The sequence below is a fragment of the Streptomyces hokutonensis genome, from assembly GCF_000376565.1.
GTDB classification, from domain to species: domain Bacteria; phylum Actinomycetota; class Actinomycetes; order Streptomycetales; family Streptomycetaceae; genus Streptomyces; species Streptomyces hokutonensis.
In genome coordinates, this window is record NZ_BARG01000075.1 from 79,689 (window position 1) to 92,872 (window position 13,184).

Annotated in this window: 13 protein-coding genes; 5 read left to right on the plus strand and 8 right to left on the minus strand. The window is 69.9% G+C overall.

The window, feature by feature from the left end; genetic code table 11:
- Positions 1 to 2: 2 nt before the first annotated feature.
- From SSP08S_RS40770 to SSP08S_RS40790, 5 genes are all read right to left on the minus strand, one after another.
- Positions 3 to 551 (minus strand): RNA 2'-phosphotransferase, encoded by a 549-nt coding sequence (locus SSP08S_RS40770; protein ID WP_026179263.1) that lies wholly within the window; start codon positions 549 to 551, stop codon positions 3 to 5.
- A 123-nt stretch (positions 552 to 674) separates the two neighbouring features.
- Positions 675 to 1,622 (minus strand): MerR family transcriptional regulator, encoded by a 948-nt coding sequence (locus SSP08S_RS40775; RefSeq protein WP_019073419.1) that lies wholly within the window; start codon positions 1,620 to 1,622, stop codon positions 675 to 677.
- Positions 1,619 to 2,536: a metal-dependent hydrolase gene (locus tag SSP08S_RS40780; RefSeq protein WP_019073420.1), complete on the minus strand. Its 918-nt coding sequence runs from the start codon at positions 2,534 to 2,536 to the stop codon at positions 1,619 to 1,621. The genes SSP08S_RS40775 and SSP08S_RS40780 overlap by 4 nt, the downstream gene beginning before the upstream one ends.
- Positions 2,533 to 4,287 carry an SDR family oxidoreductase gene (locus tag SSP08S_RS40785; protein ID WP_019073421.1) on the minus strand — a complete coding sequence of 585 codons (1,755 nt, stop codon included), beginning with the start codon at positions 4,285 to 4,287 and terminating at the stop codon, positions 2,533 to 2,535. The genes SSP08S_RS40780 and SSP08S_RS40785 overlap by 4 nt, the downstream gene beginning before the upstream one ends.
- The gene (locus tag SSP08S_RS40790; protein WP_026179265.1) at positions 4,284 to 5,126 is read right to left on the minus strand and encodes a M24 family metallopeptidase; all 843 of its coding nucleotides are present in this window, start codon (positions 5,124 to 5,126) and stop codon (positions 4,284 to 4,286) included. Before SSP08S_RS40790 ends, SSP08S_RS40785 begins: the two co-directional genes overlap by 4 nt.
- A 247-nt stretch (positions 5,127 to 5,373) precedes the next feature.
- On the opposite strand from SSP08S_RS40790, the gene SSP08S_RS40795 reads away from it, so the two are divergent.
- The 5 genes from SSP08S_RS40795 (at position 5,374) to SSP08S_RS40815 (ending at position 9,211) form a co-directional block, all read left to right on the plus strand.
- Complete coding sequence (locus SSP08S_RS40795) at positions 5,374 to 6,354, plus strand: ABC transporter ATP-binding protein (protein ID WP_026179266.1); 981 nt, start codon at positions 5,374 to 5,376, stop codon at positions 6,352 to 6,354.
- On the plus strand, positions 6,344 to 7,252 hold the full coding sequence (locus SSP08S_RS40800) for an ABC transporter permease subunit (protein ID WP_019073424.1): 909 nt from the start codon (positions 6,344 to 6,346) through the stop codon (positions 7,250 to 7,252). The genes SSP08S_RS40795 and SSP08S_RS40800 overlap by 11 nt, the downstream gene beginning before the upstream one ends.
- Positions 7,249 to 8,160, plus strand: coding sequence for an ABC transporter ATP-binding protein (locus SSP08S_RS40805; protein ID WP_019073425.1), 912 nt, complete (start codon positions 7,249 to 7,251; stop codon positions 8,158 to 8,160). The genes SSP08S_RS40800 and SSP08S_RS40805 overlap by 4 nt, the downstream gene beginning before the upstream one ends.
- An 11-nt stretch (positions 8,161 to 8,171) precedes the next feature.
- The gene (locus tag SSP08S_RS40810) at positions 8,172 to 8,891 is read left to right on the plus strand and encodes an ABC transporter permease subunit (protein ID WP_019073426.1); all 720 of its coding nucleotides are present in this window, start codon (positions 8,172 to 8,174) and stop codon (positions 8,889 to 8,891) included.
- A gap of 80 nt (positions 8,892 to 8,971) precedes the next feature.
- Positions 8,972 to 9,211 carry an SGM_3592 family protein gene (locus SSP08S_RS40815; protein ID WP_019073427.1) on the plus strand — a complete coding sequence of 80 codons (240 nt, stop codon included), beginning with the start codon at positions 8,972 to 8,974 and terminating at the stop codon, positions 9,209 to 9,211.
- Positions 9,212 to 9,522: 311 nt separating this feature from the next.
- Here the strand turns inward: SSP08S_RS40815 and SSP08S_RS40820 are convergent, their stop codons facing one another.
- The 3 genes from SSP08S_RS40820 to pheA form a co-directional block, all read right to left on the minus strand.
- On the minus strand, positions 9,523 to 10,326 hold the full coding sequence (locus SSP08S_RS40820; protein WP_019073428.1) for an HAD family hydrolase: 804 nt from the start codon (positions 10,324 to 10,326) through the stop codon (positions 9,523 to 9,525).
- The gene (serS, locus tag SSP08S_RS40825; protein WP_019073429.1) at positions 10,323 to 11,600 is read right to left on the minus strand and encodes a serine--tRNA ligase; all 1,278 of its coding nucleotides are present in this window, start codon (positions 11,598 to 11,600) and stop codon (positions 10,323 to 10,325) included. Before serS ends, SSP08S_RS40820 begins: the two co-directional genes overlap by 4 nt.
- Positions 11,601 to 12,173: 573 nt before the next feature.
- Positions 12,174 to 13,106 carry a prephenate dehydratase gene (gene pheA, locus SSP08S_RS40830; RefSeq protein WP_019073430.1) on the minus strand — a complete coding sequence of 311 codons (933 nt, stop codon included), beginning with the start codon at positions 13,104 to 13,106 and terminating at the stop codon, positions 12,174 to 12,176.
- Positions 13,107 to 13,184 lie beyond the last annotated feature (78 nt).

A 13,184-nucleotide genomic window follows, 5' to 3' on the forward strand; every position in this document is an offset into this window, starting at 1 on the left:
GGTCAGTGGGATTCGGGGAACCGCAGATAGCGCGTGGGTACCGCCTCGGTGAGCCACACCCCGTTCTCGCTGACCCGGAACACATGGCCGTCGCCGTGCATCGCGCCCGCGTCCACGGCGAGCACGACGGGCCGGCCGCGACGGGCGCCCACCCGGGTCGCGGTCTCCCGGTCGGCGGAGAGGTGCACGGCATGGCGGTTCATGGGCCGGAGCCCCTCGGCCCGGATCGCGTCCAGGTTGCGTGCCACCGTGCCGTGGAAGAGGTACGACGGCGGGGTGGCCGGGGGCAGTCCGAGGTCGACCTCGATGCTGTGGCCCTGGCTGGCGCGGATGCGCGTGCCCTCGATCGCGAAGCGCTGCTTGTCGTTCGTGGTCACCACATGGTCGAGTTCCTGGCGGCTGAAGCGGAACCCTTGCGCGGCACAGGCGGCGATCAGCGTGTCGATCTCGACCCAGCCGGCCTCGTCGAGGGTGAGCCCGATCCGCTCGGGCTGGTGGCGCAGGTGCTTCGAGAGGTATTTCGACACCTTCACGGTGCGTCTTTCATCCATCCGTTCAGCATGACGGGAGAGACGCGGATCACGCATTTTCTTTTTAGGGGCGATGTTTGGTCCACAACCAACTGTAGTTATCCACAGGGGAATTGGCGTTTCTGTGGATAACTCCCTGTCATGTCAGGCCTGTTCGTCAAGATCAGCTGGGGGGCGCTCACTTGGCATGAGCGCATCCAACGCCCTTGCCCGCAGCTCCCGTTCAGCCGCCAGCGCGACGAACTCCGCCGCGTTCGCCGCCCCAACCAGCGCCTCCACGGCCCGCATTGTCTCCTCGGGCACGGCCACGGAACGTGACGAGGACACCGACGGCGAAGGTTCCGCCGCCCCCAGGTGCTGCCGCAGCGAACGGTTGGCGAACAGCCGCATCGCGCGGGCGAGTTCCGCGTCCACAGTCTGCTGGGCGAGGGGCCGCAGGCGTCGTACGAGCGAGGCCGCCTCGGCCGCGTCCGCGTCGGTCGGACGGTGCGGTCCTTCGAGGTAGCGGGCGAAGACGTGCTCGGTGGTGAACTCCAGGAAACGGGAGGCGATGTGCTCGACCTGGACCCTCAACTCCCGCAGATGGGAAGAGATCGCGGACAGCGGAACCCCGGAGGCGTACAACTCGACGGCCACCGCCAGCTCTTGGGGGCTCGGCACGAGGAAGGAGTCGGTGTCTCCGGGGACCGGCTCCAGTACGCCGAGTTCGACGGCCTCGGCGACGGCCGCGTCGTCCGGGCTGCCGCCGAAGCGCCGCTCCAGTTCGGCGCGCGAGATCCGGGCCGCCTCCTCGTCGGTCCACGGCCCGTCGACCTCCGCGACCAGCCCGAGCACCCCGCCCAGGCCCCGGCCCGCGTCCCAGGCCTCCAGCAACTCCTTGATGGAGGCCAGGGTGTAGCCGCGTTCGAGCAGGTCCGCGATCTGGCGGAGCCGGGCGAGATGGACGTCCGCGTACACATTGGCCCGCCCGCGCCGCTCGGGGCGGGGGAGCAGCCCGCGATCCTGATAGGCGCGGATCGTCCGGACCGTGGCCCCGCTGAGCCGCGCGAGATCCTCGATCCGGTAGGCGACCGCACCGGAGCCGGCACTCACGCGGCCCCCGCCCCCGCCCGCGCCGCCGGTGACCGTCTCAGGTACTCCACCGCCCGGCTCAGCGATCCCTCCCGCGAGGGATGGTAGGAGCGCCGCAGATAGCGGGGGACGGCCGCGCCGAGCGACCGCCAGGTGGGCAACAGGCCTTTCCGTACGGCCCTGTTGTGCTCGGCGAGCGAGTAGCGGACGCGCCCGGCGAGCTGCGGGTCGTGGCGGATCAGATAGGCCGTGCCCCAGGCCCACAGGTAGAGCATCACGGGCGCGGTGACCGTCATGCCGGCGATACGGCGGGCGTACCGGGGGAGACCGCGGCCCCCGCAGTGCTGGAACATGTCGAAGGCCACCGCGCGGTGTTCGACCTCTTCCGCGCCGTGCCAGCGCAGCAGGTCGAGCATGATCTCGTCGGCGCCCGCCCGGTCGAGGTCCTCGGCGGCCAGGATCCAGTCGCCCAGCACCGCCGTGAACTGCTCGATCGCCGCGACGACCGCGAGCCGGAAGCGCAGCCACTCGCGCTCGGGCAACGGTGCGCCGAGCGGCGGGCGTTCGCCCAGCAGCCGTTCGAAGAGGAAGTCGACGTGCTTGGTGAAGTCCGCCGTGTCCAGCCGCTGGGCCGCGAGATGGTCCAGTACGTGCGCGTGCTGGACGCTGTGTGTGGCCTCCTGGCCCATGAACCCCTTGACGTCCGTGAGGAGTTCGGGGTCCCTGACCAGCGGCAGGCCCTCCTTGAGGACCTTCACGAACCACCGCTCCCCCGCCGGCAGCAGCAGATGCAGCACGTTGATGACATGCGTGGCGGTCGGCTCGTCCGGGATCCAGTGCAGGGGCGTGCGCGACCAGTCGAAGGAGACCCGGCGGGGCGCGATCGCGTGGTGTTCGCTCACGTCATGCTCGTGGTGCTCGTTCGCTGAGGTCACAGCGGCGGCTCCAGCCGGGCCACCGCCCGCAGCGCGCGCGGGGCGAACCGGGACAGCAGATGGGCGCCGCGCGCCTCCGGAGTGACGGGTACGACGGCCTGGTCGCGGACGACCGCCCGCAGGATCGCGTCGGCGACCTTCTCCGGCGGGTAGTTCCGCAGCCCGTACAGCCGTGCCGACCGCTTCTGGCGCCTTTTCTCCTCGACGGCGTCGACCCCGGCGAAGTGCGCGGTCGAGGTGATGTTGGTGTTGACGAGGCCCGGGCATATCGCCGAGACGCCGATCCCCTGCCCGGACAGCTCGGCGCGCAGGCACTCGCTGAGCATCAGGACGGCCGCCTTGGAGGTGCTGTAGGCGGGCAGTGCCTTGGAGGGCTGGAAGGCCGCCGCCGACGCGGTGTTGACGATGTGGCCGCCCTGGCCGCGCTCGGCCATCTGCTTCCCGAAGAGCCGGCAGCCGTGAATGACACCCCACAGGTTGACGTCGAGGACCTTCTTCCAGTCCTCCGGGGTGGTGTCGAAGAAGGAACCGGAGAGTCCGATTCCGGCGTTGTTCACGAGGACGTCCACCACGCCGTACTCGCCGGCGACCTTCGCGGCGAGCTTCTCCATGGCCGGCCCGTCGGAGACGTCGACCGTCTCCGCCCAGGCCTCGGGGGCGCCGATGAGCCGCGCCAACTCGGCGGTGCGGGCGGCACTTTCCGCGTCCCGGTCGACCGCCACCACGCGCGCGCCCGCCTCGGCGAACGCGAACGCCGTGGCCCGCCCGATCCCGCTGCCCGCCCCCGTGACCAGCACGAGCTGCCCGCCGAACCGCTCGGCGTACTTGCCCGTCCCCGTGGGCGTCACCGGGTCATCTTCCTTGGCCGTCACGAACTCCGTGATCCAGGAGGCCAGTTGATCGGGCCGTGTGCGCGGGATCCAGTGCTTGGCCGGCAGCGTCCGCCGCACCAGCTCCGGCGCCCACTCCTCCAGCCCGTCGTAGAGCCGCTCGGACAGAAACGCGTCCCCCAGGGGCGTGATGAGCTGCACGCGCGCGTGCGCGTAGGCGTCGGGGCGTGGCCTGCGCAGCCGCGCCCGGACGTTGTCGCGGTACAGCCAGGCGCCGTGGGCCGCGTCCGTGGGCAGCGAGGACGTCGGGTAGTCGCCGCCGGGGACCTTCTCGACGCGTTCCAGGATCTTCGGCCAGCGTTTGCCGAGCGGGCCGCGCCAGGCGAGTTCGGGCAGTACGGGCGTGTGCAGGAGGTACACGTACCAGGACTTGGCGCCCTGGCCCAGGAGTTGGCCGACGCGGCGCGGGGTGGGCCGGGTCAGGCGCTTGTTGATCCAGTGCCCGAAGTGGTCGAGGGAGGGCCCGGACATCGACGTGAAGGAGGCGATACGGCCCTTCGTGCGCTCGACCGTGACGAACTCCCAGGACTGCACCGAGCCCCAGTCGTGGCCCACCAGATGCACCGGCCGGTCAGGGCTGACCGCGTCCGCGACCGCGAGGAAGTCGTCCGTCAGCTTCTCCAGCGTGAACCCGCCCCGCAGCGGCTGCGGGGCCGTGGACTTGCCGTGGCCCCGGACGTCGTAGAGCACGACGTGGAAGCGGTCGGCCAGCCGGGACGCGACCTCGGACCACACCTCCTTGCTGTCGGGATAGCCGTGCACCAGGACCACCGTGGGGTTCGACGCGTCCCCCAGCTCGGCCACGCACAGCTCGACCCCGCCGGTCCGCACCCGGCGCTCGCGCGCACCCTCAAGCGTCACTTGTCCTCCGCCCAGCGCCGCACGTGCGGCAGATCGTCGTCCAGCCAGAAGGCGCTCTGTTCGGGGTCCTTGGAGTCGGTGACGACGAGGATCTCCTCGAACTTGGCGCCCGTGCCCCGGAATCCGAGATGCGGTTCGACCGCCCACAGGCCGGGGTGCGGGGGGTGGTCGGAGAAGCGGTACGGCGACCACAGCGGGGACCAGCCGTCGCGGTGGCCGTGCAGCGCGTCGCTCGCCAGGCCCTTGAGGGACTGGGTGCCGAACCCGAACAGGCGCGGGGACCAAGGGCGTTCGGCGACCCGGTCGACCTTGTGCGCGATCACGCCGAAGGGATACGCGCGGTGCCGGTTGGCGTAGCCCTGGCGGACCATGAGGCGGTCCACGTCCTCGTAGATTGCGCGCAGCGGGCGCCGTTCGCGCACCTCGCGCAGGATCAGCTCGCGGTGTGCCTCCAGGTCGGCCATCAGCCGGTCCTGCACCGGATTCGCCCCCAGGGAGCCCGAGTACCCGATGTCGGCCGTGAAGCCCTTGTACACGGGGGCCATGTCCAGGATGAACGGCATCCCGGGCTCCAGCCGCCGGTTCGTGGGGAAGAACTGCAGCGGCACCCGGAAGTTCGTGAACGCCGTGCGGTCGCCGAACCAGGCGAAGGGGAGATGGAACCAGTCCCGCACTCCCCGCGCGCGCAGCCACGACCGCTGCATGCGCGCCGCGTCGCGCTCGGTCACCCCGGGCTTCAGCCGGGCCGCGACGGCCTCGGCGCACTCGTACGCCAGCCGCTGGACCTCCCTGAACCCCCGCAGTTCCGCGGAGAGTTCGCGTGTCACCGCCGTAGTCATGCCACCGCCCCACCTGTCCACACCGACTGCGGTACGTGCCCGTAACTTGACACTGGTGAATGTGACAGTTGTTAGAGGCTGCGTCAATAGCCTTGATCTCTACCTGTGGACAAGTGCGCGAGGGCGGTCGCGTAGCTCTCAAGTAGGGGCATCCCCTACGGACCCGTACGTCTGGAGTCTGACGTGAGGACAGCTCTGCGGGGTGACGACCGGAGTGGTCCGCGTCACTACCTTCGTAGACGTGACTGTGATCGCGACCGAAAGCCTGAGCAAGCGGTTCCCCCGGGTGACCGCGCTTGACCGGCTCTCCGTGGACGTCGGCCCCGGTGTGACGGGGCTCGTCGGTGCCAACGGAGCCGGCAAGTCGACCTTGATCAAGATCCTGCTGGGTCTGTCCCCCGCCTCCGAGGGCCGAGCCGAAGTGCTCGGACTCGATGTCGCCACCAAGGGTGCCGACATCCGCGAGCGCGTGGGGTACATGCCGGAGCACGACTGTCTGCCGCCCGACGTCTCGGCCACCGAGTTCGTCGTCCACATGGCGCGCATGTCCGGACTGCCGCCCACGGCCGCGCGCGAGCGCACCGCGGACACGCTGCGCCATGTCGGTCTGTACGAGGAGCGCTACCGCCCCATCGGCGGCTACTCGACGGGCATGAAGCAGCGCGTCAAGCTCGCGCAGGCCCTCGTCCACGACCCGCAGCTGGTCTTCCTGGACGAGCCGACCAACGGCCTGGACCCGGTCGGCCGCGACGAGATGCTCGGCCTGATCCGCCGGATCTACACGGACTTCGGCATCTCGGTCCTGGTGACCTCGCACCTGCTGGGCGAGTTGGAGCGCACCTGCGACCACGTGATCGTGGTCGACGGCGGCAAGCTCCTGCGCTCCAGCTCCACCACGGACTTCACCCAGACCACGACGACCCTGGCGATCGAGGTCACCGACACCGACGAGCACCCGGACGGCACCCGCGCGGTGCGCGAGGCGCTCCACGCGCGCGGGGTGGACACCCACGACGGCAGCGGCCTGCCGGGCGCGGGCCACGTCCTGCTCCTGACGGCCTCGGGCGAGGAGACGTACGACGTGGTCCGGGACGTGATCGCGGACCTCGGCCTCGGCCTGGTGCGCATGGAGCAGCGCCGCCACCACATCTCCGAGGTCTTCACCGACACCGAGACCGGCACCGACAGCGACGCAGAGCGGAAGGAGGCCGTAGGCCATGGCAATTGACCAGCCCCTGGTCCCCCAGCCGGGCGACCAGACCCGTATCCACAACATCGGCTACCGCAACTACGACGGCCCCCGCCTGGGCCGCGCCTACGCCCGGCGCTCCCTCTACTCGCAGTCCCTGCGCGGCGCCTACGGCCTCGGCCGCTCGGTGAAGTCCAAGGTGCTGCCGATGCTTTTGTTCGTGGTCATGTGCGTGCCCGCGGCCATCATGGTGGCCGTCGCGGTCGCCACGAAGGCCAAGGACCTGCCCGTCCACTACACCCGCTACGCGATCATCATGCAGGCCGTCATCAGCCTCTACGTCGCCTCCCAGGCACCCCAGTCCGTCTCGCGGGACCTGCGCTTCAAGACCGTTCCGCTGTACTTCTCGCGGCCGATCGAGACCGCCGACTACGTGCGGGCCAAGTTCGCGGCCCTCGCCTCGGCCATGTTCATCCTGACCGCCGCCCCGCTGATCGTGCTCTACGTAGGAGCGTTGCTCGCGAAGCTCGACTTCGCCGACCAGACCAAGGGCTTCGCCCAGGGACTCGTCTCCGTGACCCTCCTCTCCCTGCTCTTCGCCGGCATCGGCCTGGTCATCGCGGCGGTCACCCCGCGCCGAGGCTTCGGCATCGCGGCCGTCATCGCCGTACTGACCATCTCCTACGGCGCCGTCTCCACCCTCCAGGCGATCGCCGACGCGCAGAACGCCACGAACGCCATCCCCTGGATCGGCCTCTTCTCGCCCGTCACCCTCATCGACGGCCTCCAGTCGGCCTTCCTGGGCGCGAGTTCGGCGTTCCCCGGAGGCGTCGGCCCCACCCACGGAGAAGGCGTCGTCTACGTCCTCGCCGTGCTGGGCCTCATCGCCGCGACCTACGGCCTCCTGATCCGCCGCTACCGGAAGGTGGGCCTGTGACCACGCTCTCCATCGACCACGTCTCCCGCTGGTTCGGCAACGTGGTCGCCGTCAACGACATCACCATGAACGTCGGCCCCGGAGTCACCGGACTCCTCGGCCCGAACGGCGCGGGAAAGTCCACCCTCATCAACATGATGGGCGGCTTCCTCGCCCCCTCCACCGGCACCGTCACCCTCGACGGCCAGCAGGTCTGGCGCAACGAACAGATCTACAAGCACATCGGGATCGTCCCCGAGCGCGAGGCGATGTACGACTTCCTCACGGGACGCGAATTCGTCGTCGCCAACGCCGAGTTGCACGGCCTCGGCGCCAAGGCGGCCCAGAAGGCGCTGGCCACGGTCGAGATGGAGTACGCGCAGGACCGCAAGATCTCCACGTACTCCAAGGGCATGCGCCAGCGCGTGAAGATGGCGTCCGCCCTGGTCCACGACCCCTCGCTGCTCCTCCTCGACGAGCCCTTCAACGGCATGGACCCGCGCCAGCGCATGCAGCTCATGGACCTGCTGCGGCGGATGGGCGACGAGGGCCGCACGGTGCTGTTCTCGTCCCACATCCTCGAAGAGGTCGAGCAGCTCGCCTGGCACATCGAGGTCGTCGTCGCCGGACGGCACGCGGCCAGCGGCGACTTCCGCAAGATCCGCCGCCTGATGACCGACCGCCCGCACCGCTACCTGGTCCGCTCCAGCGACGACCGCGCACTCGCCGCCGCGCTGATCGCGGACCCGTCGACCTCGGGCATCGAGGTCGACCTGGCCGAGGGCGCGCTGCGCATCCAGGCCGTCGACTTCGGCCGGTTCACCGCCCTGCTGCCCCGGGTGGCCAGGGACCACGGCATCCGGCTGCTCACGGTCTCGCCGTCGGACGAGTCCCTCGAGTCCGTCTTCTCGTATCTCGTCGCGGCGTAGGAGGCCAAGAGATGTACGACCCCACAGTCGCCCGACTCACCTACCGGGCCCTGCTCGGCAAGCGCCGGGCCCTCATCCTGGGCGCCCTGCCCCTGCTGCTGATCGTGATCTCCGTGGTGGTGCGCGCCCTCGCCGGCGCCGACGACCAGACCGCCGTCGACGTCCTGGGCGGCCTCGGCCTCGCCACGATGGTGCCGATCATCGGCGTCATCGCGGGCACGGGCGCGATCGGACCGGAGATCGACGACGGCTCCGTGGTGTACCTGCTGTCCAAGCCGCTGAAGCGGCCCACGATCATCTTCACCAAGCTGATCGTGGCGGTCGGCGTCACCATGGTGTTCTCGGCCGTGCCCATGCTGATCTCCGGGTTCATCCTGAACGGCAACGGACAGCAGATCGCCGTCGCCTACACGGTGGCCGCCCTGGTCGCCTCCATCGCCTACGCGGCACTCTTCCTGCTGCTCGGCACGGTGTCGCGGCACGCGGTGGTCTTCGGGCTCGTCTACGCCCTCGTCTGGGAGGCCCTGTTCGGCTCCCTGGTCGCCGGCGCCCGCACGCTCAGCGTCCAGCAGTGGTCCCTGGCCGTCGCCCACAAGGTGTCCGGCGGCGAGCTGGTGACCTCGGACGTCGGACTGACCACGGCGACGATCTTCCTGGTCGCGGTCACCCTGGGGGCGACTTGGTACGCCGGACAGAAGTTGCGCTCGCTGACCCTCGCCGGCGAGGAATGACAGGTCCTGATCTTGACGGGGGCTTCATCTCTGTCCGGGCACACTGGGCAAACGGGGACGCACGGCTAGGAGGAACGGGGATGGCGGGACAGGCACCGTACGGCGGCGGACAGGCCGAATCAGGGGACGGCTGGGACAAGTTGGTCCTGGACGACGACTTCATACGGTCCGCCGAGACGGCCGAGCCGTCCGCGCGCGCCCGGATGCTCGCGGCCCGCTGGCGCAACGAGTCGCCCGAGCCGCAGCCCTGGCGCTCGGACGAGCCGCCCGCGGGCTGGTTCTTCAGCAAGGCGCGTCGGCGCAGGTGGCGCCGGGGCTAGCAGCCACGCGGCTGCCCTTTTATTCGGTGGCGTCCAACTCGGCGTACAGGCACAGTTGTTCTGTCGACGCCGGAGCAGCCGGCGCCACCTACTGGGAGAGGAGCTGGACGATGTCGATGCACGACAGGACGTCCAACTCCCTTCAGGGCAGCCCGCGGCGGTCTCCGGAGTAGTTACCCCTCCGTCGAGTCGCCCACCACGGGGAGCTGCCCGGGGCGGCCGCTTCGAGCACGCGACTCATTATCGCGTGGGCCGCCCTCCCTTTCGCCCCCATCGCAGGGGGCACGACGGGCTGGGGCGGTTGCCCACACCTACGCGAGCAACCGCTCCAGCACGACCGCGATGCCGTCGTCCTCGTTCGAGGACGTCACCTCGTCCGCCACCGCCTTGAGTTCCTCGTGGGCGTTGGCCATCGCCACGCCGTGGGCCGCCCACGCGAACATCGCGATGTCGTTGGGCATGTCGCCGAAGGCGATGGTGTCGGCGGACTTCAGGCCCAGGCGGCGGGCCGCGATGGAGAGGCCCGTGGCCTTGGACAGGCCCAGGGGCAGCAGTTCGACGATGCCCTCGCCCGCCATCGCGACCGAGACGAAGCCGCCCGCGGCCTCACGGGCCGCCTCGGCGAGCTGGTCGTCGGTGAGGGTCGGGTGCTGGATGTAGATCTTGTTCAGGGGAGCGGCCCACAGCTCGGACACGTCCGTGAACGGGGTCGCGGGCAGTGCCCCCAAGACCCGGTACCCGGGCCCGACCAGCACCTCGCCGTCCAGGCCGCCCTGGCTCGCCGCCAGGAACAGCGGGCCGACCTCCGCCTCGATCTTGGCGAGCGCCACGGCGGCCAGCTGCCGGTCCAGGGTGACCGAAGTCAGCAGGCGGTGCTCCCCGGCGTCGTAGACCTGGGCGCCCTGGGCGCAGACCGCGAGGCCCTCGTAGCCGAGGTCGTCGAGGATGTGCCGGGTCCAGGGGGCCGAGCGGCCGGTCACCACGATGTGCGCGGCACCGGCCTCCGTGGCCGCCGCGAGGGCGGCACGGGTGCGCGGCGAGACCGACTCGTCGGAGCGCAGGAGCGTTCCGTCGAGGTCGGTCGCGATCAGCTTGTACGGGAAGCCGGTGCTCACTTGGCGACCGGCGTCAGGACCTCACGGCCGCCGAGATACGGGCGCAGCACCTCGGGCACACGCACCGAACCGTCGGCGAGCTGGTGGTTCTCCAGGATCGCCACGATCGTGCGCGGTACGGCGCACAGCGTGCCGTTGAGCGTGGCCAGCGGCTGGACCTTCTTGCCGTCGCGCAGCCGTACGGACAGCCGGCGGGCCTGGAAGCTGTCGCAGTTGGAGGCCGAGGTCAGCTCGCGGTACTTGCCCTGGGTCGGGATCCACGCCTCGCAGTCGAACTTGCGGGAGGCGGAGGCGCCCAGGTCGCCCGAGGCCACGTCGATGACCTGGTAGGGCAGTTCGAGGCCGTCCAGCCACTGCTTCTCCCAGTCCAGGAGCCGCCGGTGCTCGTTCTCCGCGTCCTCGGGGAGGACGTACGAGAACATCTCGACCTTGTCGAACTGGTGCACGCGGAAGATGCCCCGCGTGTCCTTGCCGTAGGTGCCGGCCTCGCGGCGGAAGCACGGGGAGAAGCCCGCGTAGCGCAGCGGCAGCTTGTCGGCCTCGAGGATCTCGTCCATGTGGTACGCGGCGAGGGGGACCTCGGAGGTGCCGACCAGGTAGTAGTCGTCCTTCTCCAGGTGGTACACGTTCTCCGCGGCCTGGCCGAGGAAGCCGGTGCCCTCCATGGCGCGCGGGCGGACCAGCGCCGGGGTCAGCATCGGGACGAAGCCGGCCTCCGTGGCCTGCGCGATCGCCGCGTTGACGAGCGCCAGCTCCAGGAGAGCGCCGACGCCGGTGAGGTAGTAGAAGCGCGAGCCGGAGACCTTGGCGCCGCGCTCGACGTCGATGGCGCCCAGCGCCTCGCCGAGCTCCAGGTGGTCCTTGGGCTCGAAACCCTCGGCGGCGAAGTCGCGGATCGTGCCGTGCGTCTCCAGGACGACGAAGTCCTCCTCGCCGCCCACCGGCACGTCCGGGTGCACGAGGTTGCCGAGCTGGAGCGCGAGGCGCTTGGTCTCCTCGTCCGCCTCGTGCTGCTCGGCGTCGGCCGCCTTGACGTCGGCGGCGAGCCGGCCCGTCTTCTTGAGCAGCTCGGCCTTCTCGTCGCCGGAGGCCTTGGAGATGAGCTTGCCGATGCTCTTCTGCTCGGAACGCAGCTCGTCGAAGCGGACGCCGGACGACCTGCGTCGCTCGTCGGCGGACAGGAGAGCGTCGACGAGCGCGACGTCCTCTCCACGGGCGCGCTGGGACGCGCGCACACGGTCGGGGTCCTCACGGAGCAGGCGAAGGTCAATCACGCGGACCAGGCTACCGGTGCGGGGTTCCGGCTCACGACTTGGTATTCCGAACTGCGGCTTACATCCAGTTATGGGGTAATTGCGCAGAGTGTCAATATCGGTGGACGCGAGTCAATAAAAGAGCGTCCCACTCCCCGGAACGGGGCAGGCGCGAGGCGGCCTGTTGACTCGAATCCCTTGTGGGAGACGGGACTTGAGGCCGCGGTTGTCCACAGGAATCCACATCCCGGAAGAGTTATCCACAGGCTGTGTGGAAGATCTGTGGATGCCGGAAGTGATCATTCCTAAAGGGGTCTCGGGATCAAGGAATTCCCGACCCAAACGTCCCTCACACCCACTTTCGGGTGGAATTGCGTCGCCCCATAGGATTGCCCGAAGGAAACGGGTGGACGAAGAGTGACCTACGCGCCGGTGCCCGCGACGGGGGCCTGCAGGGCGATTTGTCGACAGACTGATGCCCCACTGTCGACTTGTCCCCAGGTCGAGAAGTGGGCCTGTGGATAACTTCTGTGGATAACGAAGATACGCAGGTACTACCGGGGCACTGTCGGTACACCACCGGTGCACAGGCGGTCAGAAACGGCCGTCCTGGCAGTGCGCGACCCAGTCCGCCGCCGACAGGAACTCCTCGTCCGAGGTCCCCGGGAACAGCGGCCGTACGCCGTCGACGCCGACGTCCGCGCGCGGGTACGAACCGAGGAAGCGCACCTGCAGACAGATCCGCTTGAGCCCCATCAGGGCCTCGGCGACCCGGCGGTCGGAGATGTGCCCCTCGGCGTCGACGCAGAAGCAGTAGTTGCCGATGCCGGCGCCGGTCGGGCGGGACTGGAGCAGCATGAGGTTGATGCCCCGGGTGGCGAACTCGCCCAGCAGGTCGCGCAGACCGCCGGGGTGGTCGTCGCGCTGCCAGATCACGACGGACGTCTTGTCCGCGCCGGTCGGTGCCGCGGGGCGGGCGGGCCTGCCCACCAGCACGAACCGGGTCTGCGCGTTCTCCGCGTCGTGGATCTCCGTCTCCAGGGCCTCCAGGCCGTACCGGGCGGCGGCGAACTCACCGGCGAACGCGGCGTCGTAGCGGCCCTCCTGGACCAGGCGGGCCGCGTCCGCGTTCGAGGCGGCCGACTCCCACAGGGCGTCCGGGAGGTTCGCCTTCATCCAGTTGCGGACCTGCGGCTGGGCGGCGGGGTGCGCGGAGACCGTCTTGATGTCGGAGATCTTCGTGCCGGGCCTGACCAGCAGCGCGAAGGTGATTGACAGCAGCACCTCGCGGTAGATCATCAGCGGTGCGCCCGCGACCAGCTCGTCCAGGGTGGTGGTGATACCGCCCTCGACGGAGTTCTCGATCGGCACGAACGCGGCCTCGGCGTCACCGGTGCGCACCGCGTCGAGCGCGGACTGCACCGACACATACGGGATCAGCTCCCGGGTGGCCGCCTCGGGAAGCGTCCGCAGGGCGACTTCGGTGAAGGTGCCCTCAGGGCCGAGATACGCGTAGCTGGCTGGCATGACCTCACCCTAATGGGCCTTGCGAAACCGGACGTACTGTTCCTGGTCCGGCCACCCGTCAGGGCGACGGGCTCCCCC